Origin of the sequence: Streptomyces huiliensis (assembly GCF_020037025.1) — a bacterium.
In the GTDB taxonomy this organism is placed as follows: Bacteria; Actinomycetota; Actinomycetes; order Streptomycetales; family Streptomycetaceae; genus Streptomyces; species Streptomyces huiliensis.
On sequence record NZ_JAIQLH010000007.1, the window covers coordinates 39,336 to 61,441 of the forward strand.

Below are 22,106 nucleotides of genomic sequence, written 5' to 3' on the forward strand. Positions count from 1 at the left end.
CTTCACCCCGTCCGCGCCCGGCCGTCCGATTCTGCCACGGGACGGGCGCCAGGTCAGCGCCCCCGGTGCGGGAAGGCCGTCCCCACCGCGGCCACCGCCGTCCCCGCCAGGGCCAGCGAGGTGATCCACACCCCGTGCGCCGAGGAGGCCCCAGCCCCGCCCCCCGCCTCGGCGAGGTAGACGGCGCCGTACACGGCCACCCCGGTGAGCAGACCGAGCTGGCTCGTCGTGGTCAGCAGCCCGCTGGCGTCCGCCGCGTGCTCCGGCCGCACCCCGGCCAGCGTACGGCCGAGCGTCGGGCTGAAGGCGAGGCCGAGCCCGCCCCCACCGCCCAGCAGCACCGCGTACAGCCACAGGCCGCCGGCCCCGCCGTCACCGCCGTCCCGCAGGACGAGCCCGGTGCCCGCGAAGGAGACCGCCGCCAGCAACAGGCCGACCGTGGGCAGGGCGCCGTGCCAACGCTCGGGAAGCCTCCGCCAGTTGAGGCCGACGGCGCCGAAGGCCACCGCCGTGGGCAGGAAGGTCAGCCCGGTGCGCAGCGGCCCGAAGCCCAGCCCGCTCTGCAGGTGCAGGGAGAGCGACAGGAGGACGCCGGCGTTCATCGCCATGGTGAGCCCGAGCCGCGCCACCGCCCGCGGCACCCCGGGCGCCCGCAGCACCACGGGGGCGATCAGCGGCGCCCCGCCGCGGCGGGCCAGCCGCGCCTCGTACCCGGCGAAGACCGCCGCGAGCAGGGCGCAGAGCGCGAACGACAGCCAGGTCCACAGCGGCCAGTCCTGCTCCTCGCCCAGCACCATCGGCACCGTGAAGCACATGACCGCCGCCGCGAGGAGCACCAGGCCCGGCAGGTCGAGCCCCCGCGCGCGCTCCCCGGCGCGCGGCTCGTCGCGGGGCATCAACCGGATGCCCAAGAGGAGGAGCAGCAGCCCGATCGGCACGTTGACCAGGAAGACCGGCCGCCAGGTCCAGCCGAACAGGTCCGCGTCGATCAGCAGCCCGCCGACGATCATCCCGATCGCGGCGCCGGAGGCGATCACGGCCGAGAAGAGACCGAGCGCCCGCGCCCGCGCGGGACCGTCGTAGGTGCGCTGGATCAGGCTCAGCACCTGCGGCAGCATCACGGCCGCACCGGCGCCCTGGACGAAGCGGAAGGCGATCAGCCCGCCGGCGCCGTCGGCCAGCCCGCAGAGCAGCGAGGCCAGGGTGAACAGGGCGAGTCCGGCGAGGAAGACCCGCCGGTGGCCGTGGCGGGCACCGAGCCGGGCGCCGGTGATCAGCAGGACCGCGTAGCTGATCGTGTAGCCGGCCACGATCAGTTGCAGCCCGGAACCGGACGCGTGCAGTTCGCTCCGGATGGTCGCGGTGGCGACGTTGACCACGAACGAGTCGAGGATCGCCATGAACTGGCCGACCAGCACGATCAGCAGCAACCAGCCCGGCCGCGCGGATCTGCCGGAGCGGCCCGGGCCGGGGCCGTTGTCAGTGGGGCCCGCTTCACTGGGACCGGGAACGGATGTCGTCCGGGGGGACGGGATCGTGGACATGCCCACAGGCTGTGTCCGACCGGGTACGGGTGGCGAGAGCCCCTCTCACCTATTACCAGCAGCACCTGGCGGCATCCCCGCGCCGGGATGACCATGGGGGACGTGACGACGATGGCGACGCTGAACGGACGCAGGCGAACGGAGCTGGCCGCCTTCCTGCGCGGTCGGCGGGCCAGGGTGAGACCGACCGACGTGGGCATCCCCGAGGGCCTGCGCCGGCGCACCCCCGGCCTCCGGCGCGAGGAGGTGGCGCAGCTCTCCGGAGTCGGCATCACCTGGTACACCTGGCTGGAGCAGGGCCGCCCGATCAACGCCAGCGTGCAGGTGCTGGACGCCATCGCCCGGACGCTGCGCCTGGACGAGAACGAGCGCGAGCACCTCTACCAGCTGGCCGAAGTCCCGTACTCGCCGCGGCGGGTGGCCGACGCGGACGCGGTCGACCCGGCGGTGCTGGCGATCGTCGAGGCCCTCGGCCCGAACCCGGCCGTCGTCTACAACGCCCGCTACGACGTGCTGGCCACGAACGCCTCCTACCGCGCTCTCTTCCCGCTGGTGTACCTGACGGCGGACTGGAAGGCCAACGCCCTCTGGCAGCTCTTCGCCCGGCCCGAGTGCTGCAGCCCGTTCGTCGACCGGGAGGAGGAACTGCCATTGCTGGTGGCCACGTTCCGCGGGGCCTACGGACGGCACGTCGGCGATCCGGCGTGGGAGGAGTTCCTGCACCTGCTCATCACGTCCAGCGAGGAGTTCCGGCGGCTGTGGGAGGCCGGGGACGTCATCCCGCCGGGCCGCCGCACCAAGGTCATGTGGCACGCCTCGGTGGGCGAGCTGCGGCTGGTCTCCACCTCGCTCGCACTGGCCGACAGCCCCGAGACGCGCGTCGTCGTCTACACCCCCGACGACGAGGAGACCGGCCGCCTCCTGACCACGCTGGCCGCTCTGGAGGACCCGCTGGTCGGCTGCCCGGAGCACGGGATGAGGCTGTCGGAGGTACGGGAGCGGCTGGCGGAGAAGGAGCCGCAGCGGGTCCCCTGGACCTGGGCCGACTGGTGCCGGCGAGTGAGGGACAACGCCGCGGGGCCTCGGCGGTCGGCGGCGCGTCCGCCTTCCTCCGCGGACTGACCGGGGGCGGGCGGGACCCGGCCGTCCGGCCGGCCTTCCCCGTCCGGCACCCGCCGGCAAAAGCGAAGACCCCGCCCGGTCATTCCGACCGGACGGGATCCCTTTTCTGTGGAGCTAAGGAGAATTGAACTCCTGACCTCCTGCATGCCATGCAGGCGCTCTACCAACTGAGCTATAGCCCCGCTGTTCTCGGTTTCCCCGGAGGCTTTCCCCCGCGTTCCCCGCGAACAAGAAGAACTTTAGCCTGCCACCTGCCCGAATGGGAAATCGGGCCCGGTGGCGGGCCCGCACCCCCGGAGACGGCCCTCCGGGAAGGCTCAGTCGTCGTCGCCGAGGACGGGCTCCGGCAGGGTGCCCGCGTTGTGCTCCAGCAGCCGCCAGCCGCGCGCGCCCTCGCCCAGGACGGACCAGCAGCAGTTGGTGAGCCCGCCCAGCGCCTCCCAGGAGCCGGACTCCAGCCCGAGCAGCCGCCCGATGGTGGTGCGGATGGTGCCGCCGTGGCTGACGACGACGAGTGTGCCGCCGTCGGGCAGCCGGTCGGCGTGGGCCAGGACGACGGGAGCCGCCCGCTCGGCGACCTCGGTCTCCAGCTCACCGCCGCCGCGCCGCACGGGCTCCCCGCGCTTCCACGCCGCGTACTGCTCGCCGTGCCGCTCGATGATCTCCTCGTGCGTAAGGCCCTGCCAGGCCCCGGCGTACGTCTCGCGCAGCCCGGGGTCGTGGGTGACCTCCAGGCCGGTGAGCGCCGCCAGCTCGGCGGCGGTGTCGGCGGCCCGCCGGAGGTCGGAGGCGACGACGGCGTCCGGCTTCATCGCCGCCAGCAGCCGGGCCGCCCGGCGCGCCTGGGCGACGCCGGTCTCCGTCAGCTCGATGTCCGTGGTGCCCTGGAAGCGGCGCTCCACGTTCCAGGCCGTCTGGCCGTGCCGCCACAGGACGATGCGGCGGCCCCGGCCGCCTCCCCTGCTGCCGTTCAGCTCAGCTCACCGTCCCGCCCGTCGGCGGCCTCCTGGGCACGGGCGTGCTCGTCGGCCTTGCCCCGGGTGGCCACCGCGTCGGCGGGCAGCTCCATCTCCGGGCAGTCCTTCCACAGCCGCTCCAGGGCGTAGAAGACGCGCTCCTCGCTGTGCTGGACATGCACGACGATGTCCACGTAGTCGAGCAGCACCCAGCGCGCGTCGCGGTCGCCCTCGCGCCGGACCGGCTTGGCGCCCAGCTCCTTGAGCAGTCGCTCCTCGATCTCGTCGACGATCGACTTGACCTGGCGGTCGTTGGGGGCCGAGGCCAGCAGGAAGGCGTCGGTGATCGACAGCACGTCGCTGACGTCATACGCGACGATGTCGTGCGCGAGCTTGTCGGCGGCAGCCTGCGCGGCGGCCTGGATGAGCTTCTCGGAGCGGTCCGTGGCGGTCACTGGCCATGCTTTCGGTAGAGAGTGGGTTCGCCCTCAAGGGTCTCACGACCCGCCACGGCCCCTCCCGGGCTTTTCCGCCGCTCTCCGCGCCGGCGTCAGCCCTTATAGTTCCTCCCCAGCACCACGGTCACGTCCGCGTTGGCCGCGACGTCCGAGCCGCTCCCCTTCCGTACCGCCCCCGCCGGCAGCCCCAGCGTCTTGGCGACCTCCTTGGCGTCCGCCGCCCGCCTGTCGTCCGCGTAGTAGACGGCGGAGGCGCCCGCCGCGGCGGCCGTGCCGGCGTCGAGGTAGGTGTAGCCGCCGTTGACGAGGGCGACCCGGGCCGCGCCGGCGCCGGCCGTGCCGCCTGTGGCGTTCTTCACGCTGACCCGCGGGGTCGTCCCGGCGCCCGCGCTGCCCACGGCACCGCCGAGCACCTCCTTGACCACGCCGTCCGCCTCCTCGCCGCCGAGGGTGCCGTCCTGCCGGACGGGCAGCACGGTGGTGCGGTACGCGCCCGCCTTGGCGCGCGCCGCCAGCTGGGCCAGGGAGGCGCCGAGCTGCGGAACGGAGAGCGACGGGTCGGGGATCTGCGCCAGCGCCTCGACCGTGGTCGTCGCGGCCTTGGGGTCGGTGGACATCTTCTTCAGGACGGCCTGCATGACCTGCCCGAACCGGCCGAGCTGCCGCTCCGGGGCCTCGCCCGGGACCCGGTGGGTGGCGTAGGCGACGGCCGCCTGTCCGTTGAGGCTCTGGCCGCCGCCCCGGCGCACCAGCGGGTCGTCGCCCGGCTTGGCGCCGGGCACGTCGGCGTCCACGTCCACCGTCACGCCGCCGACCAGCTGGACGAGGTTCTCCAGGTACGGGGTGTCCAGCCGCCAGCTGCCCTTGATGCGCGAGCCGAGCAGGGTGTTGAGGGCGTCGCGGGTGCCCCCGGTGCCCGCCTCCTGCACGGACTTGCCGAGGGTCGTGGCCCCGCCGCCCTCCTTGGCGACGGCGAGCGAGTTGGGCAGCAGGACGGCGGTGGCCTTCTTCGTCGTCGCGTTGTCGACGAGCAGGGCCGTCGAGCTCCCGCCGCCCCTGGTCTGCCGCAGGTGGACGACGATGACGTCGCGCTTCTGCCCGGTGCCGGCCGCGGTGCCCCCGTCCCCGTCGCCGCCCGACAGGAAGAGGTAGCCGAGCACCCCGCCCAGGACCAGCACGAACGCCACGGCGAGCGCGACGTAGCGGTTGCGGCCGCGCCGCCTGCGCTCGTCCCGGCGCTCGGTGCGGCTCTCGCTGAACTTCAGCCAGTCGATGACGTCCTCGGCGTCCTCGTCCGGCGCCTCGACGAAGGAGAACTGCTCTGTGTGGTACGCCGGGTCGTCGTCGGGCGCCTGCCGCGGCTCGGGGACCACTCCAGCCGGAGCCGCGCCCTCCGCGCCGCCGGGGGAGCCGCCGGGGGTCTCCGGGCGTCCGGCGGCGCGGTGCGCCTGCCGGGGGACCCGCTCCTGGGGGCGCTCCTGCCCGGCGTTCCGGTCAGAGGACGGAGACGGGGGCTGCGGCTGGGGCTGTACTTGCACGTACCCCTGCTGCTGATGCTGCTCCTGGTACGAGGGGTACTCCTGCGCCTGCTGGCACCCGCCCTGCCCGCCGACGCCCTGCATGCCGACGCCTTGCCCACCGACACCCTGCATGCCGATGCCTTGCCCACCGACGCCCTGTACACCGACACCCTGCCCGCCAACGGCGTACGGGTCATAGCCGCCGTACCCGCCGTACCCCTGCCCGGCCCCCTGCCAGTAGTCCTGCCCGCTCACCTGCCCCTGCGCCGAGGCGTCGAGCCCCGCGAGCGGCCGGCCGTAGGCGTCGTACGCCATCCGCGGGTCGTCGGGGCTGTGGACCGGGCTGCCGTAGGCGTCGTAGCCGTACACCTGAGGCTGCTGCCCGTACGGATCCCGGGCGTGGGGATCGGGCACGTGGGGATCGTGCGCGTACGGGTCCTGGCGGTCGTTCAACGGTGCCCCTCGATGGCGCTGGAGCCGGTCGGCCGGATGTCAGCCGTCGTGACGGTACAGCTTGCGCTTGGCGATGTAGCGCACGACACCGTCGGGCACCAGATACCAGACGGGCTCGCCCTCGGCCACGCGCGCGCGGCAGTCGGACGAGGAGATCGCGAGGGCCGGGACCTCGACGAACGAGACCCGGTCGTCCGGCAGCCCCGGGTTGGCCAGTATGTGCCCGGGGCGGGTGACGCCGATGAAGTGGGCGAGCGAGAACAACTCGTCCGTGTTGTGCCAGGTGAGGATCTGCGCGAGCGCGTCCGCGCCGGTGATGAAGAACAGGTCCGCGTCGTCGTTGAGGGCGCGCAGGTCCCGGAGCGTGTCGACGGTGTACGTCGGTCCCCCGCGGTCGATGTCGATCCTGCTCACCGAGAACTGCGGGTTGGACGCCGTGGCGATGACCGTCATCAGGTAGCGGTCCTCGGCCGGGGACACCGCCTTGTGGCTCTTCTGCCAGGGCTCGCCGGTCGGGACGAACACCACCTCGTCCAGATGGAACTGCGAGGCGACCTCACTCGCGGCGACCAGGTGGCCGTGGTGGACGGGATCGAACGTCCCGCCCATGACGCCGAGCCGCCGCTTCGCGGGCTCTGTCTGCTCTTCCATGCGTGCAGACCCTACTGGGCACGGCGACGCGCCGGCCCCGCGGGGAGGCGCTCCCCGGCCGGTCAGCGGTCCCGGTTGAAGCGGGTGGTCACGTAGAGCAGGAGCAGCAGGATGAAGAGCGCGGCCCCGCCGGTGACGTAGGGGCTGAGGCTCTCGTGGGTGTCGACGTGCTCGCTCTCGGACGCGAACGTGACCAGGGCCGAGTGGGCTGAGGTGAGGGACATGGTCGGCAGGACCTCTCGGAGGCGATCGTTGGGAGACTTCCGCCACATCGTATGCGGAGGCGGTCGCCGCGCTCACGCCGACTCCGCCTGTCGGGCGGTCAGCCCTTGTTGCGGTACCCGCGGAGCAGTAGCCACGCGGTGAGCGGCACGCCGATCAGGGCGACGATGACGACCGTGCGCAGCACCGGCCCGGGGCCCGTGTCGTGGGCGGAGACGGCCAGCGGCCCGGTGAACGCCGGGGACGCCGCGAGGTGGGTGAAACCCTGGAGTGCGGACATGCCTCCACGGTAGCCCTGTCGGCGGCAGCGCCTAGGGTGGGGTCCGTCAGCCGGGGGACGGGCCACGATCGAGCCCAGTTGAGGGGGTCGCCATGAGTGACAGCAACGCCGCGAACGGCTCCGGCCGCGCGGAGGGGGACGGGGAGGACCGGGTGCCGGGCCGCGGCCGCAGGCGCTTTCCGGACATCTCCTCGCGGGCGTACGAGCACCCCGCGGACCGCTCCGCCCTGGTCGCGCTGCGCAAGCTGAGCGGTTTCGACACCGTCTTCAAGGCCCTGAGCGGCCTGTTGCCGGAGCGCAGCCTGCGGCTGCTGTTCCTGTCCGACTCGGTGCGGGTGAGCGACCGGCAGTTCCCGCACCTGCACACGATGCTCCTGGACGCCTGCTCCATCCTGGACCTGCCCAAGGTCCCGCCGATGTACGTCACGCAGGACCCGCAGCCCAACGCCATGTGCGTCGGCCTGGACGAGCCGGTCATCGTGGTGACGACGGGCCTGGTCGAGCTGCTGGACGAGGAGGAGATGCGGGCGGTCGTGGGCCACGAGGTGGGCCACGCGCTGTCGGGCCACTCGGTCTACCGGACGATCCTGCTCTTCCTGACGAACTTCGCGGTGAAGATCGCCTGGATCCCGCTGGGCGGCATAGCGGTCACGGCGATCGTGACGGCGCTGCGCGAGTGGTTCCGCAAGTCGGAGCTGTCGGCGGACCGGGCCGGGCTGCTGGTGGGCCAGGACCTCCAGGCGTCGCTGCGCGGCCTGATGAAGCTGGCGGGCGGCAACCACCTGCACGAGATGAACGTGGACGCCTTCCTCGCCCAGGCCGCGGAGTACGAGGCGGGCGGCGACCTCCGGGACTCCGTCCTGAAGATCATGAACGTGCTGCCGCGCAGCCACCCGTTCGCCACCGTGCGGGCGGCCGAGCTCAAGCGCTGGGCGGAGAGCCGGGACTTCCAGCGCCTGATGGACGGGCACTACCCGCGGCGCGCGGAGGACAAGGACGCCTCCGTGTCCGACTCCTTCCGCGAGTCGGCCAGCCACTACGCGGAGTCCGTGCGGAACAGCAAGGACCCGCTGATGGGACTGGTGCGGGACATCGCGGGCGGGGCCAACGACCTGGGCAGCCGGCTGCGGGACACCTTCACCGGGCGCTCCGGCGCCGGCCGGCCGAAGGACGGTCCGCCGGCGGACGGCCCGCGGGACGAGCCCCGGGACGAGCCTCGGGACGAGCCGCGCGACGGGGGACCGAAGGGCTGACGGCGGCGGCTCAGCGCCCCGGCGGGGCCGGTCCGCCCGCCGGGACCATGGGACCCGGCGCCAGCACGCCGCAGAGCCCGCCCGCCGGCCGGCCCGTCGCGTACGGGTCGGTGGCCGGCTGCCGGCTGTTGTCCGCCGTCCGGCCGGCGAGCAGGGGCCGCAGGTACGCCGCGTCGTCCGCGCCGCAGGACTCCGGGCCCGCCTGGACGGTGCTCTGCAGCACCTGGAGGTGGTGGTCCTGGAGATCGTCGCGGTCGAAGCGGAAGCGGAGGATCCGGCGGACGGTGAACAGGGACGCGTCCGCCTTCCCGTCCTTCACCGCCGCCGGACGGACCGCGTAGACGAAGGTGTGGTCGGCGGAGACCTCCAGCGCGGCCGGGGAGACCTCCGTGAGGGAGAAGGCGCCCTCGACCCGGACGGGAGCGTCGTCCAGGGCCACCTGGGCGGGGTCGAAGCGGACCAGCCAGCCGGTGATCGCGTGCTGCCCGTCGGCCGCGGGGTGCTCGAAGCTGCGGTCGTACTGGTCCAGCTGCGAGGGCGCGAGCAGCACGCGCACGGCCCGTCCGTCGCCGCCGCCCAGCACCGCCCGGTCCAGCGCGGACCTGACCGTGTACTCCTTGGCGGTCGCGAGGGCGGCCATCACCAGCCCCTCGGAGAAGTTCTGGGTGCGCCGCGCGTCGGGCAGCGTGACGCCGTCCGCGCCCTCCCCGAACCGCTGGGCCGGGCTGCCGGCGAAGAGCCGGTCCGCGGGCCCGCCGGGCACCGTCCCGCGCGGGGCGAGCGGTATCACGGTGGTCTGCAGCGGCTCGGCGGACGGCGGCCGGGGCTCCTTGTAGGGGTGGCGCAGGCCCATGTACACGGCCGTGCCGAAGGCCAGGGCGATCAGCAGGACGAGGAGCAGCAGCTGGCGGGAGGCGCCGAGCCGGGCCCAGGCGTGCCGGGTGCGCACGGCGGGGGCGTGGTCGCCCAGCCGCTCCCGGGCCGAGGACTCCTGGAGACGGGCAGCCCGGACGAACGATTCGTCGAAGACGACCGACCGGTACTCTTCGTCACCACCTCCCGGGGCACCCTCGGGCGTCCCCTCAGGCGGGTCTCCAGGCCCTTCCATACCTCAAGGGTAGGTCGCCGGGCCGGTCCGTAAACGCGCTGGTACACGACAACTTCCGGCGAAGGCCCTCACGGCCGCCGCCCCGGCCCACGCCTCGCGAGGCCGGAAGATCGCCGCAGGTCACCTCGGCCATGATCACGGAGGGTGACGGGCGCACGCCCGCCATCAGCCGCGCCGGGGAGCCGCCGAGGCCACCGGAACGCCCGGATCCGCCGCGCCGTCGGGCGGCGCGGCGTGCGGCAGGGCCCCCTGCCGCGGCGGCGCGTCCACGCCGGTCGTGGTGGGCGGCGGCGCGGGATCGCGGCGCTCGCCGGAGGACGCCCCGCGGTAGACCGCCGCGAACGCCAGGGCCACCGCGCCGATGCCCAGCAGCACGCAGAGCACCCAGGCCACCGGCCGGTACCAGCGCGGCCGCCCCCGGTAGGGCCGCCGCCGGCCGCCGTAGCGGCCGTAGGGCCCGTAGGCGTCGTCCGGGTCCAGGTCGTGGGTGAGCGTCCGCCAGGCGCCCGGCCCGCCCGTACGGCGGCGGGTGCGGCCGTCGGTGCGCCGCTCGTACGCGTCGTACCCCTCGTACCCGTCGTCCTCGCCCGGTCCGCCGCCCGAGCGGGCCCGGGCGGCGAGCACGCGCTCGGCCGCGCTGGGCTCGTGCACCACGGCGGCCCGCACGAACTCCTCGTCGAAGACCACCGCGGCGAACTCGTCCTCGCCTCCGCAGCGGTGGTTGTCGGGCTCCTCGCCGTCCGGGAACGGCTTGCCCCCCACGTCGTCCGGCACGCCCCCAGCGTAGACCCGAAGCGGTCAATCCGCGCGGGCGGTACGGGAATTAGGGCCACCGGGGGGGCGGCGCGGGGGCCGCCTCCGACCCCACAGCCCTACCCCGTACCGCCCCGCCGCAGGTCAGCCCCTGATGTGCCCGTCGCCCGTGACGATGTACTTGGTCGAGGTCAGCTCGGGCAGCCCCATCGGTCCGCGCGCGTGCAGCTTCTGGGTGGAGATCCCGATCTCCGCGCCGAAGCCGAACTGGCCGCCGTCGGTGAACCGCGTCGACGCGTTCACCGCGACCGTCGTGGAGTCCACCAGTTGGGTGAACCGGCGGGCCGCCTGCTGCGAGGTGGTGACGATCGCCTCCGTGTGTCCGGAGGACCACCGCCGGATGTGCCGCACGGCGTCGTCCAGCGAGTCCACCACCGCGGCCGCGATGTCGTAGGAGAGGTACTCGGTCGCCCAGTCCTCCTCCGTGGCGGGCACCACGGTCGCCTTCGTCCCGCCGGCCAGCGCCCGCACCCGCTCGTCGGCGTGCACCGTCACGCCGGCCTCCGCCAGGGCGTCCAGCGCGGCGGGCAGCAGGCGCTCGGCGATGTCCCGGTGGACGAGGAGGGTCTCGGCGGCGTTGCAGACGCTGACGCGGTGCGCCTTGGAGTTGACGAGCACCCGGACCGCCGTGTCGAGGTCGGCGTCGGCGTCCACGTACACGTGGCAGTTGCCGGTGCCCGTCTCGATCACCGGGATCGTGGACTCCTCGACGACGGTCCGGATCAGCGAGGCGCCGCCGCGCGGGATCAGCACGTCGACCAGGCCGCGGGCGCGCATCAGCTCCTTCACGGACTCCCGGCTCTCCCCCGGCACCAGCTGCACGGCGTCCGCCGGCAGCCCCGCGCCCGCCACCGCGTCGCGGACGACGGACACCAGGGCGGTGTTCGACGCGTACGCCGAGGAGGACCCGCGCAGCAGGACCGCGTTGCCGGACTTCAGGCAGAGCGCGGCGGCGTCCACCGTCACGTTCGGCCGCGCCTCGTAGACGATCCCGACGACGCCGAGCGGCACCCGGACCTGCCGCAGGTCGATGCCGTTGGGCAGGGTGGAGCCGCGCACCACCTCGCCGACCGGGTCGGGCAGGCCCGCCACGCTGCGCACGTCCGCGGCGATGGCCAGGACCCGCTCGGGGGTGAGCGTCAGCCGGTCGACGACGCCCTCGGCGGTGCCGGCGGCGCGCGCCCGGGCGACGTCCTCGGCGTTGGCGGCCACGATGTCGGCGGTCCGCGCCTCCAGCGCGTCGGCGACGGCGAGCAGCGCCGCGTCCTTGGCCGCGCGTGGCAGCGGCGCGAGCTCGGCGGCGGCGGTACGGGCGCGGGCCGCGGCGCGGAGCACGGGGGACTCGGGGAGGTCGCTGGAGGTGGGGGTGTCGCTGCTCATGGGGACGCAGCTTAGTTGCGGCCGGGCCGGTCGTGCGCGGACCGCTCACCCCTCGGACGGAGCCGCGGGACGCCCCGGGCCCGCCACCGCTCAGAACGGGTGCACCCCCACCGGCGCGGCCGGCAGCGGGCCGCAGCCCTCCGCCACCCGCTGGTGGTACGTCTCGCGGTCGATGACCTCCAGACCGACGATCTCCCACGGCGGCAGCCGGGCCGTCGAGCGGTGCTCGCCCCAGAGCCGCAGGGCGACGGCGGCCGCGTCGTGCAGGTCGCGGGCCTCCTCCCAGTACCGGATCTCGGCGTGGTCGTTGGCGTAGCGGCTGGTGAGGAGGAAGGGGTGGTCGTGGGCGAGCTGCTCCAGCGCCCGCCGGACCTCGCCGAGCGGCGCCTCGGCCCCCGAGACGCTGAGGGTGACGTGCCACAGCCGGGACCCGCCGGGGCCGCCGGAGCCGTCCGATCGGCCCGTGCCGGCGTCCTCCCCCGTGCCGTGCGCCCCGACGCTGGTCAGGACGGGCTCCTCCCCCGCGGCCCGCGGGATGCGGGAGACCGATCCCCCGCCTCGGGGCGGGGCCCCTGGGCGCCCTCGTCTCACCGGCGGCCTCCCTGTCTGGCCGGCCCCGTGCGCGTCTGCGGCGGAGCCGTGTCGTGCTGGTTCTCCCGCGTGCCGGTTTCCCCGTCCGGGCCCGGACCCGGCCTTAAAAGTTGACCAGCCCGGGGACGGCCGCGGGGTGGTTTTCCGGAAAGGCCGGAAGAAAGGCTGGACTTACCTCGGGACGGGCCTCGGCCCGCGCCCGGATGCCGTACCTTTTCCCGCCGCCTCCGGTCCCACCCCCATCGGTCAGGAGTGGAGGACGACCAGATCGTCCCGGTGCACGACCTCGCGCTCGTACTCGGGCCCGAGCTCGCGGGCCAGGTCCCGGGTGGAGCGGCCGAGGAGCTGCGGGATCTCCCCCGCGTCGTACGCGACCAGCCCGCGGGCCACCGCGCGGCCCGCGCCGTCCCGCAGCTCGACCGGGTCGCCCGCGCTGAACTCGCCCTCGACGGCCGCGATGCCCGCCGGCAGCAGCGACCCGGTGCCCTGGACGACCGCGCGCACCGCGCCGTCGTCGAGCGTGAGCGCGCCGCGCGGGGTGGAGGCGTGCGCCAGCCAGAGCAGCCGGTCGGCGGAGCGGCGGCCGGTGCGGTGGAAGAGGGTGCCGGTGGGCCGGCCGAGGAGGGCGTCGGCGGCGCGGCTGGCGGAGGTGAGGACGACCGGGATGCCCGCGGCGGCGGCGATCCGGGCGGCCTCGACCTTGGTCACCATGCCGCCGGTGCCGACGCCGGCCTTGCCGGCGCTGCCGATGGAGACGCCTTCGAGGTCGGCGGGGCCGGTGACCTCGGCGATCCGCGAGGTGCCCGGGGTGCTGGGGTCGCCGTCGTAGAGGCCGTCCACGTCCGAGAGGAGGACGAGCAGGTCGGCGCGGACGAGGTGGGCGACGAGCGCGGCGAGCCGGTCGTTGTCGCCGAACCGGATCTCGTCCGTGGCCACCGTGTCGTTCTCGTTGACGACCGGGACCGCGCCCATGGCCAGCAGCTGGTCCAGCGTCCGGCGGGCGTTGCGGTAGTGCGCGCGCCGGCTGGTGTCGTCGGTGGTCAGCAGGACCTGCCCGACGCGGCGGCCGTAGCGGGCGAAGGACGCGGTGTAGCGGGCGACCAGCAGCCCCTGGCCGACGCTGGCGGCGGCCTGCTGGCGGGCCAGGTCCTTCGGCCGCCGGTCGAGGCCCAGCGGCGCCAGGCCGGCCGCGATGGCACCGGACGAGACGAGGACGATCTCCTTGCCGGCCGCGGTGTCGCCCAGAATCCGGGCCAGGACGTCGACGAGCGCGTCAACCCGGTCGGCGTCCAGTCCCCCTCCCGCGGTGGTGAGAGAGGACGAGCCCACCTTGACCACGATCCTGCGGGCGCCGGTGACCTCCGGCCGGATCCCTCCGTCCGTCCCGGTCTCCGTACCGCTCGCCGTCCCGTCCGCCGTCCCTGCCCGCACTGTGCTCCGCACCTCTGCTCTCGCCCGCCGGCCCTGCCGTCTCCTGCCGGAAGCGGCCAATCTACCGCCTGACGATTGTGGTCGTTCGACCCTATTTTGTGACGGTTGCCGTGACCGAAGATTGCTCCTGGCCCAGCGGCCGTCATACGGTCGGTTGCGGCCGTTGTCCCGACCGTTGTCCCATGACGTGTCCGACCCGGTCCATCCCGATCCTTCAGTTCTCCTGCCAGGAGCCCGCCCAGTGCCTGCCGGAACAGTCCCCCGCCGAGCCGTACAGGCCGCGGCGCTACTCACGATGCTGGTGTCTTTCGTACTCCAGCTCGTGGGCGCGCTGCTGCCCAACGTGCCGCTCTTGATCGCCACCTCGGCGGCGGGCCTCGCGCTCGATCTCTATCTGCAGCACCGCGACCCCGGTCTGCTCGCCCTGCTCGGCAAGGTCCGGTTCGACGTCATGGTGCGGCAGCTGCTGCGCGACATGGTGATCATGCTGGGGCTGCTGCGGCTGCACGACGACGGCTCGCTGCGCGACTACGCGCCGGTCTTCGTCGGCGTCGTCCTCTTCTACGCGGCCCACCTCGGCTGCCAGGCCGTCGCGATCCTGGTCCGCCGCTCGCGCACCCTGCCGTTCGTGACGCGCAACATCGACGCGTCGGGTCTGCACCTGACCGCCGCCCCGCCGCGCATCCTGGCCCGCCAGCACGGCCGCCGGCTGGTCCGCTTCGCCGTCCCGGCGACGGTCGGCCTGCTGGTCACCGTGGGCACCGGCAAGGCCGCCGGCGCCATGGCCGGTGTCGGCCTGGCCCTGGTCCTGGCCGCCGGCGGACTGCTGTACCTGGCGAGCTGGCTGCGCCCGGCCAAGCGGATCGCCACCGACGAGCAGGCCATAGAGTGGCTCGACCGCTGGCTGGCCGAGTACCGCCCGACCGTCGGCATGTACTTCTCCGGCGGCACCAGCTCCGCCTACCAGGCGAACATGTGGCTCTCCACGCTCGCCCAGCTCGACGGCAAGCCGATCATCGTGCTGCGCGAGCGCTTCATGGTGAAGAAGATCGACGCCACGGACATCCCGATCGTCTGCATCCCCAAGGTCCACCACCTGATGGCCCTGGAGCAGTCGACCCTGAAGGTGCTGCTGCACCCGTCGAACTCCGGCAAGACCTCGCAGGTCCTGCGCATGCCGTCGATCAAGCACGCCTTCATCAACCACGGCGAGAGCGACAAGCTCTCCAGCTGCAACCCGTACTCCAAGGCGTACGACGAGATCTGGGTCGCCGGTCCGGCCGCGCGCGAGCGCTACCAGCTCGCCGACATCGGCGTCGACGACCGGGACGTCGTCGAGGTCGGCCGTCCGCAGCTGGCCCCGATCCGGCCGTACGCGGGCGCACCGACCCGCCCGTTCACCACCGTCCTGTACGCCCCCACCTGGGAGGGCTGGGACGGCAACCCGGGCAACACCTCGGTCATGCTGGCCGGCGAGAACATCGTCCGCGAGCTGCTCGCCGACCCCGCCGTCCGGCTGCTCTACAAGCCGCACCCGATGACCGGCTCCGTCGACCCGCGCGCGGGTGAGGCGAACCGCCGCATCAAGGACATGATCCGCGAGGCCAACGAGCGCCGCGAGGGCCCGCGCCCCGGCCCGGAGGCCGCCGCCGAGCTGGAGCGGATGACCGCCGAGCTCCAGGCGCTCACCACCAGCACCTTCCGCCCCAGCGTGGACGAGGCCGAGCGGATGCTCGTCCAGACCGCCCCCGAGCCGGGCCGGTCCGCGGCGGTCGAGGCCGCCACGGCCGCCTGGGAGGCGGCGTACTGGGCCTCGCTGCCCGAGTGGGAGCACCAGATCGTCACCGGCCCGCGGCCGGCGCTGTTCAGCTGCTTCAACCAGGCCGACGTGCTGATCAGCGACGTCTCCAGCGTCGTCTCCGACTACCTGATCAGCGAGAAGCCGTACGCGGTGGCCAACACCAGCGGGATGAGCGAGGAGGAGTTCCTCGCGAACTTCCCGACCGTCACCGCGGCCACCATCCTGACGCCCGACGGCTCCGGCGTCCACGCGCTGCTCGCCGCGGTCCGCGACCCGCGCCTGGACCGCCTCGCCGAGGCCCGCGCCCAGCTCAAGGTCCAGCTCCTCGGCCCGTCCGACCCGCCGTCCCTCGTCCGCTTCAACCAGGCGGCCCTGGACCTGGCCCACGAGGCCGACGAGCGCGCGGCGCGCGTCGCCGCCCGTGCGGCCGCGTCCGAGATTCCCGGCCAGCGGGAGGGCGCCGGCGCCCTTCTCCCGGGCGAGGAGGCGGCTCCCGCCCCTGGGGGCGGGAACGACTGGTTCAGCCCGGCACAGGGCCGCTGACGCGGTTCTCACGTACGTGAGGGCGGGACTGGGGTGTGATGCCCCGGTCCCGCCCTTTCGCCGTTTCCTGGGGGCTGCGCTCCAGACCCCTTGTCCGCGCGGAGCGCGGTTTCAGGGGGCGCGGGGCACTCCCCGCAGAAACGGAGAAAGGGCGGGTCCGGGGCGAAAAACCCCGGGCACCCGCCCGATCACCGGACCGTTACGCGAACGGATCGAACCCCTGATACTCCTGCTCCGCCTCGTCCCGCTCGGCCTGCCGATCCCGGCGCCGCTGCGCCGCGGGCCGCGGCGCCTCGAGCCGGTGGTCCTCACCACGCCGACCGAGCATCTCCGCACCGGCGGCCATCGTCGGCTCCCAGTCGAAGACGACCGCGTCCTCCTCGGCCCCGATGGCGACGCCGTCGCCCGCGCGGGCCCCGGCCTTCATCAGCTCGTCCTCGACACCGAGGCGGTTGAGGCGGTCGGCCAGGTAGCCGACGGCCTCGTCGTTGTTGAAGTCGGTCTGCCGCACCCAGCGCTCCGGCTTCTCACCGCGCACCCGGTAGATGCCGTCGTCCTCCAGCGTGACGGTGAAGCCCGCGTCGTCCACGGCCTTGGGCCGGATGACGATACGGGTCGCCTCCTCCTTCGGCTTGGCGGCGCGCGCCTCGGCGACGATGCCGGCGAGGGCGAAGGAGAGCTCCTTCAGGCCCTGCCGGGAGACGGCCGACACCTCGAAGACGCGCAGGCCGCGGGCCTCCAGGTCGGGCCGGATCATGTCGGCGAGGTCCTGGCCGTCGGGGATGTCGACCTTGTTGAGGACGACGATCCGCGGCCGGTTCTCCAGCCCGCCGTACTCCTTGAGCTCCTCCTCGATCACGTCGAGGTCGCTCAGCGGGTCGCGCTCGGACTCCAGCGTCGCCGTGTCCAGCACGTGCACCAGCACGGAGCAGCGCTCGACGTGCCGCAGGAACTCCAGGCCGAGCCCCTTGCCCTGGCTGGCGCCGGGGATCAGGCCGGGGACGTCGGCGATGGTGTAGACGGTCGAGCCGGCCGTCACGACGCCGAGGTTCGGGACGAGCGTGGTGAACGGGTAGTCGGCGATCTTGGGCTTCGCGGCGGAGAGCACCGAGATCAGCGAGGACTTGCCGGCGCTCGGGTAGCCGACGAGCGCCACGTCGGCGACGGTCTTCAGCTCCAGGACGATGTCCTGGACGTCGCCGGGCACGCCGAGCAGCGCGAAGCCGGGCGCCTTGCGGCGGGCCGAGGCCAGCGCGGCGTTGCCGAGGCCGCCGCGGCCGCCCTGGGCGGCGATGTAGGTGGTGCCCTGGCCGACGAGGTCCGCGAGGACGTTCCCGCGCTTGTCGAGCACGACGGTGCCGTCCGGCACCGGCAGGACCAGGTCCTGACCGTCCTTGCCGGAGCGGTTGCCGCCCTCGCCCGGCTTGCCGTTGGTGGCCTTGCGGTGCGGGCTGTGGTGGTAGTCCAGGAGGGTGGTGACGGACTGGTCGACGACCAGGATCACGTCGCCGCCGCGACCGCCGTTGCCGCCGTCCGGGCCGCCGAGCGGCTTGAACTTCTCACGGTGCACGGAGGCGCAGCCATGGCCTCCGTTACCCGCGGCGACATGCAGCTCGACGCGGTCCACGAAGGTGGTCATAGCGGGTTGCCTCCGATACGTAGGTGGGGGTTTGTCTGTTGTAACGCAGCGAGGGCGGACCCGCTTCCCCGCAGGGGAAGGGAGGTCCGCCCTCGCTGTATCGCTCTACGGAAGCCGTGATCGGGAGATCAGGCGACCGGAACGATGTTGACGACCTTGCGGCCACGGTGGGTGCCGAACTGCACCGCACCGGCGTTCAGCGCGAACAGCGTGTCGTCGCCACCGCGACCGACACCGGCACCCGGGTGGAAGTGGGTGCCGCGCTGGCGGACCAGGATCTCACCGGCGCTGACGACCTGACCGCCGAAGCGCTTGACGCCGAGCCGCTGAGCGTTGGAGTCGCGACCGTTCCGGGTGGACGATGCGCCCTTCTTGTGTGCCATGTCTCCTCAGTCCCTTACTTCGCGGCCGTCGGGATGCCGGTGATCTTCAGCGCGGTGTACTGCTGGCGGTGACCAATCCGCTTGCGGTAACCGGTCTTGTTCTTGTACTTCAGGATGTCGATCTTGGCACCCTTGTGGTGGTCCACGATCTCGGCCTGAACCTTGATGCCCGCCAGGACCCACGGGTCGCTGGTGACGGACTCGCCGTCGACGACGAGCAGCGTCGAGAGCTCGACCGCGTCGCCAACCTTGCCGTCGGAAATCTTGTCAACCTCGACGATGTCGCCGACAGCCACCTTGTGCTGACGACCACCGCTACGCACGACTGCGTACACGCGGATCTCACTCTCGCTAGTAATCGGGACCTCTGATGCCAGCCGCTCAGACGGGCGGAGCCCGTGCTGTCCGAGTGGACGAGCGGCCTCTCCCGGCGGACCGGGAGGGATTTGCTCAGGGGTAGGCGTACAGACGCCGAATGGCAAGGTTACGGGCCACCGGGCAAGGGGTCAAACCGGGTCCTTATCAGCCCGTTGGGGGTGCCCCCTCTGGGGGAGTCTGAGGACAACCGCGCGGAGCGCGGTTTCGGGGGTGCGGGGGCAGAGCCCCCGCAAGGAACGGAGAAAGGGCGGGACAGGGGCACCCCCATCCCGCCCTTCCAGGGCGGACCCTTACTCCTCCGAAGCCTCCGAAGCCTCCGAAGCCGTGGCCTTCTTGGCCGGCGCCTTCTTCGCGGCGGTCTTCTTCGTGGCCGCCTTCTTCGTCGTGGCCGCCTTCTTGGCGGTCGTCGACTTCGTGGCAGCCGTCTTCTTGGCCACGGCCTTCTTGGCGGTGGTCGTCTTCTTGGCGGCAGCCGCCTTCTTGGTGGTGGCCTTCTTGGCGGCCGTCTTACGGGCCGTCTTCTTGGCCGGAGCCGCCTCGGGCTCCGAAGGCTCCGAGGGCTCCTCCACCGCCGCCTCGGCGACGTCAGCCGCCTCCGGCGTCTCCGGCGTCACCAGAGCCTCGCCGGTCTCGGCCACCGCGGACGCCTGGACGGCCTCCGGAGCGGTCTCGACCGCCGCGGGAGCGGTGACGACGACCACGGCCGCCTCCTCGGCACCCGCGGGCGGCCCCGCCGGAGCGGTGACCTTCCGGGTGGCGCGACGACGCGGACGGGCCGGCGCGGCCGGAGCGGGCTCCGGCTCGACGACGGGCTCGACGACCGGCTCGGCAGCGACCTCCGGGACCTCCGCGACCGGCTCGACCGGCTCGACGACGGCTTCCGCCACCGGCTCGGCAGCCCGCTCGGCGACCGGCTCCACGACGGCCTCCGCCTCGGCCCGCTCGGCCTCCGCACGCTCAAGGCGCTCGGCACGCTCGGCCCGCTCGGCCCGCTCGCCCCGCTTCGGCGCACCCGCCGGAGCGGACGCCTTCCGGGTCGCCCGGCGCCGGCCACGGCCGCCCCGGGTCGCCGCCGCGGCCTCCGCCTCGGCCGGGCTGGAGAACCACTCGTCCTCGCCGCCGCCGACCGACGGCACCAGCTCCGCCTCGGTCACCGGGGCCGGCTCCAGCTCGGGCGCCGCAGCCTCGACGGCCTCTTCAGCCGACTCGGCGGACTCAACGGACTCGGCGGTCTCGGTGGCCTCCACAGCCTCCGCGCCGCCCTCCGAAGCCCCGGCAGCGCCCTTGCCGCCGCCGCGCTTCTTGCCGCGCTTGCCGCCGCCCCCACCGCCACCGCCGACCGAAGCCGGCTGGTCCATGTGGACGATGACACCCCGGCCGTTGCAGTGGACACACGACTCGGAGAAGGACTCCAGCAGCCCCTGCCCGACCCGCTTGCGGGTCATCTGCACCAGACCCAGCGAGGTCACCTCGGCGACCTGGTGCTTCGTCCGGTCCCTGCCCAGGCACTCCAGCAGGCGCCGCAGCACCAGGTCCCGGTTGGACTCCAGCACCATGTCGATGAAGTCGATCACGATGATGCCGCCGAGGTCGCGCAGCCGCAGCTGGCGCACGATCTCCTCGGCCGCCTCCAGGTTGTTCCTGGTGACCGTCTCCTCCAGGTTGCCGCCCTGGCCGGTGAACTTGCCGGTGTTGACGTCGACGACGACCATCGCCTCGGTCCGGTCGATGACGAGCGAACCGCCGCTCGGCAGCCAGACCTTCCGGTCCAGCGCCTTCATCAGCTGCTCGTCGATCCGGTACGTGGCGAAGACGTCGACGTCCGACGTCCACTTCTGCAGCCGGTCCACCAGGTCGGGCGCGACGTGCGAGACGTACCCGTGGATGGTCTCCCAGGCACCCTCACCGCTCACGATGACCTTGGAGAAGTCCTCGTTGAAGATGTCGCGGACCACCCGGACGGTCATGTCCGGCTCGCCGTACAGCAGGCTCGGCGAGCTGGTGGAGATCATCTTGGACTTCTTCTGGATGTCCTCCCACTGCGCCTGGAGCCGCTCGACGTCACGGCGCAGCTCGTCCTCGCTCGCGCCCTCGGCCGCGGTGCGCACGATGACGCCGGCGTCCTCGGGGACGATCTTCTTGAGGATCTGCTTCAGGCGCGCCCGCTCGGTGTCGGGCAGCTTGCGGCTGATGCCGGTCATCGAGCCCTCGGGCACGTAGACCAGGTAGCGGCCGGGCAGCGAGACCTGGCTGGTCAGGCGGGCGCCCTTGTGGCCGATCGGGTCCTTGGTGACCTGCACCAGCACGGACTGGCCGGACTTCAGCGCGGACTCGATGCGGCGCGGGCCGTTGCCCATGCCGAGCGCGTCGAAGTTGACCTCACCGGCGTAGAGCACGGCGTTGCGGCCCTTGCCGATGTCGACGAACGCGGCCTCCATCGACGGCAGCACGTTCTGGACCTTGCCCAGGTAGACGTTGCCGACGTAGCTGGTGGCCTGCTCCTTGTTGACGAAGTGCTCGACGAGGACGTTGTCCTCCAGCACGCCGATCTGCGTCCGGTCGCCGTTCTGACGGACGACCATCACGCGCTCGACGGCCTCGCGGCGCGCCAGGAACTCGGCCTCGGTGATGATCGGCACCCGGCGGCGGCCCTGCTCGCGCCCCTCGCGGCGGCGCTGCTTCTTGGCCTCCATACGGGTCGAGCCCTTGATGGACTGGACCTCGTCGAAGCCGGTGCCGCCCTCCTTGAGGCGGTCGCGCGGCTCGCGGACCTTGACGACGGTCCGCTCCGGGTCGTCGACGGCCTGTCCGTCCTCCATCGCCTCGCCGGACCGGCGGCGGCGACGGCGGCGACGGCGGCGACGGCGGCGACGGCGGCGACGGCGGCGACGGCGGCGACGGCGGCTGCCCGCGGTCGAACCGCCGGCCTCGGCCTCCGGCTCCTCGTCGGCCTCGGCGCCCTCGTCCTCGGCCTGCTCGGCCTGCTCGGCCTGCTCGGCCTGCTCGGCCTGCTCGGCCTGCTCGGCCTGCTCGGCCTGCTCGGCCTGCTCGGCCTCCTCGCCCTCTTCCGGCTCCTCGCCCTCGGCCTCGGCATCCGCGGCCTCACCGCGGCGACGGCGACGGCCGCCCCGACGACGACGGCGCGAGGGACGCTCGCCCTGCTCCTCGTCCTCGGCGGCACCCTCGACCGCGGCCTCCTCGGCCTCCTCGGCCTCGGGCTCACCGGCGGTCGCGACAGTCTCGACGACCTCGGGGGCCTCGACGGGCTCGCCCCGGCGACGACGGCGGCGACGGCCGGTCACCGGCTGCTCCGCCTCCTCCGCGACGGGCGCCGCGGTCTCCTCGGCGGGCTGCTCCTCGGCCGCGTACGCGGCGGCGGCGGACTCCGGCGTCTGGAACATCGGCTCGGTGAAGACCGGCGCCTGGAACACGGCCGTCGGCGGACGCACCGCCCGGCGGCGCGTACGGCCCGGGGCGGCCTCCTCGGCGGGCGCGGCGGTCTCGGCGGCGGCCTGCTGCTCGGCCTCGGCGTTCACGACACGGCGCCGGCTGCGGCGCGGACGCGGCTCCTCCTCGGCGG

Annotated in this window: 19 protein-coding genes and 1 tRNA gene; 3 read left to right on the forward strand and 17 right to left on the reverse strand. The window is 73.6% G+C overall.

Annotated features, from left to right (window positions below; genetic code table 11):
• Window positions 1-53: 53 nt before the first annotated feature.
• Window positions 54-1,544, reverse strand: coding sequence for an MFS transporter (locus JNW98_RS02010; protein ID WP_223766286.1), 1,491 nt, complete (start codon window positions 1,542-1,544; stop codon window positions 54-56).
• Window positions 1,545-1,637: 93 nt separating this feature from the next.
• On the opposite strand from JNW98_RS02010, the gene JNW98_RS02015 reads away from it, so the two are divergent.
• Window positions 1,638-2,666 carry a helix-turn-helix transcriptional regulator gene (locus JNW98_RS02015; RefSeq protein ID WP_223766304.1) on the forward strand — a complete coding sequence of 343 codons (1,029 nt, stop codon included), beginning with the start codon at window positions 1,638-1,640 and terminating at the stop codon, window positions 2,664-2,666.
• A 109-nt stretch (window positions 2,667-2,775) separates the two neighbouring features.
• On the opposite strand, the gene JNW98_RS02020 is transcribed toward JNW98_RS02015, so the two are convergent.
• The 7 genes from JNW98_RS02020 to JNW98_RS02050 all read right to left on the reverse strand — a co-directional run bounded on the left by JNW98_RS02020 (window position 2,776) and on the right by JNW98_RS02050 (window position 7,206).
• A tRNA-Ala gene (locus tag JNW98_RS02020) sits at window positions 2,776-2,848 on the reverse strand.
• A 135-nt stretch (window positions 2,849-2,983) separates the two neighbouring features.
• Window positions 2,984-3,640 carry a histidine phosphatase family protein gene (locus JNW98_RS02025; RefSeq protein WP_223766305.1) on the reverse strand — a complete coding sequence of 219 codons (657 nt, stop codon included), beginning with the start codon at window positions 3,638-3,640 and terminating at the stop codon, window positions 2,984-2,986.
• Entirely contained in the window at window positions 3,637-4,077 is a 441-nt protein-coding gene (gene rsfS / locus JNW98_RS02030) for a ribosome silencing factor (protein ID WP_223766287.1), read from the reverse strand. The genes JNW98_RS02025 and rsfS overlap by 4 nt, the downstream gene beginning before the upstream one ends.
• A gap of 95 nt (window positions 4,078-4,172) precedes the next feature.
• On the reverse strand, window positions 4,173-6,014 hold the full coding sequence (locus JNW98_RS02035; protein ID WP_223766288.1) for a LytR C-terminal domain-containing protein: 1,842 nt from the start codon (window positions 6,012-6,014) through the stop codon (window positions 4,173-4,175).
• Between the two features lie 78 nt (window positions 6,015-6,092).
• A complete protein-coding gene (gene nadD, locus JNW98_RS02040) occupies window positions 6,093-6,704 on the reverse strand; it encodes a nicotinate-nucleotide adenylyltransferase (protein WP_223766289.1) in 612 nt (203 codons plus the stop codon).
• A 62-nt stretch (window positions 6,705-6,766) separates the two neighbouring features.
• Window positions 6,767-6,928, reverse strand: coding sequence for a hypothetical protein (locus JNW98_RS02045; RefSeq protein ID WP_223766290.1), 162 nt, complete (start codon window positions 6,926-6,928; stop codon window positions 6,767-6,769).
• Between the two features lie 98 nt (window positions 6,929-7,026).
• The gene (locus tag JNW98_RS02050; protein ID WP_223766291.1) at window positions 7,027-7,206 is read right to left on the reverse strand and encodes a hypothetical protein; all 180 of its coding nucleotides are present in this window, start codon (window positions 7,204-7,206) and stop codon (window positions 7,027-7,029) included.
• 92 nt (window positions 7,207-7,298) lie between these two features.
• Between JNW98_RS02050 and JNW98_RS02055 the strand changes: the two genes are divergently transcribed.
• Window positions 7,299-8,459 (forward strand): M48 family metallopeptidase, encoded by a 1,161-nt coding sequence (locus tag JNW98_RS02055; protein WP_223766292.1) that lies wholly within the window; start codon window positions 7,299-7,301, stop codon window positions 8,457-8,459.
• Window positions 8,460-8,469: 10 nt separating this feature from the next.
• Here JNW98_RS02055 and JNW98_RS02060 read toward each other — a convergent pair whose 3' ends face one another.
• The 5 genes from JNW98_RS02060 to proB form a co-directional block, all read right to left on the reverse strand.
• Window positions 8,470-9,567 (reverse strand): SCO2583 family membrane protein, encoded by a 1,098-nt coding sequence (locus JNW98_RS02060; RefSeq protein WP_223766293.1) that lies wholly within the window; start codon window positions 9,565-9,567, stop codon window positions 8,470-8,472.
• Window positions 9,568-9,732: 165 nt separating this feature from the next.
• Window positions 9,733-10,341, reverse strand: coding sequence for an SCO2584 family spore wall biosynthesis protein (locus JNW98_RS02065; protein WP_223766294.1), 609 nt, complete (start codon window positions 10,339-10,341; stop codon window positions 9,733-9,735).
• A gap of 123 nt (window positions 10,342-10,464) precedes the next feature.
• The gene (locus JNW98_RS02070; protein ID WP_223766295.1) at window positions 10,465-11,760 is read right to left on the reverse strand and encodes a glutamate-5-semialdehyde dehydrogenase; all 1,296 of its coding nucleotides are present in this window, start codon (window positions 11,758-11,760) and stop codon (window positions 10,465-10,467) included.
• Window positions 11,761-11,850: 90 nt separating this feature from the next.
• Window positions 11,851-12,351, reverse strand: a complete 501-nt coding sequence (locus JNW98_RS02075; RefSeq protein WP_223766296.1) for a DUF8830 family protein — start codon at window positions 12,349-12,351, stop codon at window positions 11,851-11,853.
• Between the two features lie 246 nt (window positions 12,352-12,597).
• Window positions 12,598-13,722 (reverse strand): glutamate 5-kinase, encoded by a 1,125-nt coding sequence (gene proB / locus JNW98_RS02080; protein ID WP_223766306.1) that lies wholly within the window; start codon window positions 13,720-13,722, stop codon window positions 12,598-12,600.
• 355 nt (window positions 13,723-14,077) lie between these two features.
• On the opposite strand from proB, the gene JNW98_RS02085 reads away from it, so the two are divergent.
• Window positions 14,078-16,126, forward strand: a complete 2,049-nt coding sequence (locus JNW98_RS02085; protein WP_263420303.1) for a hypothetical protein — start codon at window positions 14,078-14,080, stop codon at window positions 16,124-16,126.
• Window positions 16,127-16,325: 199 nt separating this feature from the next.
• Here the strand turns inward: JNW98_RS02085 and obgE are convergent, their stop codons facing one another.
• The 4 genes from obgE to JNW98_RS02105 form a co-directional block, all read right to left on the reverse strand.
• On the reverse strand, window positions 16,326-17,765 hold the full coding sequence (gene obgE / locus JNW98_RS02090; protein WP_223766298.1) for a GTPase ObgE: 1,440 nt from the start codon (window positions 17,763-17,765) through the stop codon (window positions 16,326-16,328).
• Window positions 17,766-17,893: 128 nt separating this feature from the next.
• A complete protein-coding gene (gene rpmA / locus JNW98_RS02095) occupies window positions 17,894-18,148 on the reverse strand; it encodes a 50S ribosomal protein L27 (protein ID WP_004950923.1) in 255 nt (84 codons plus the stop codon).
• Between the two features lie 14 nt (window positions 18,149-18,162).
• On the reverse strand, window positions 18,163-18,483 hold the full coding sequence (gene rplU / locus JNW98_RS02100; protein ID WP_184347503.1) for a 50S ribosomal protein L21: 321 nt from the start codon (window positions 18,481-18,483) through the stop codon (window positions 18,163-18,165).
• 333 nt (window positions 18,484-18,816) lie between these two features.
• On the reverse strand, window positions 18,817-22,106 hold a 3,290-nt coding region (locus tag JNW98_RS02105), incomplete at its 5' end, for an Rne/Rng family ribonuclease (protein WP_223766299.1).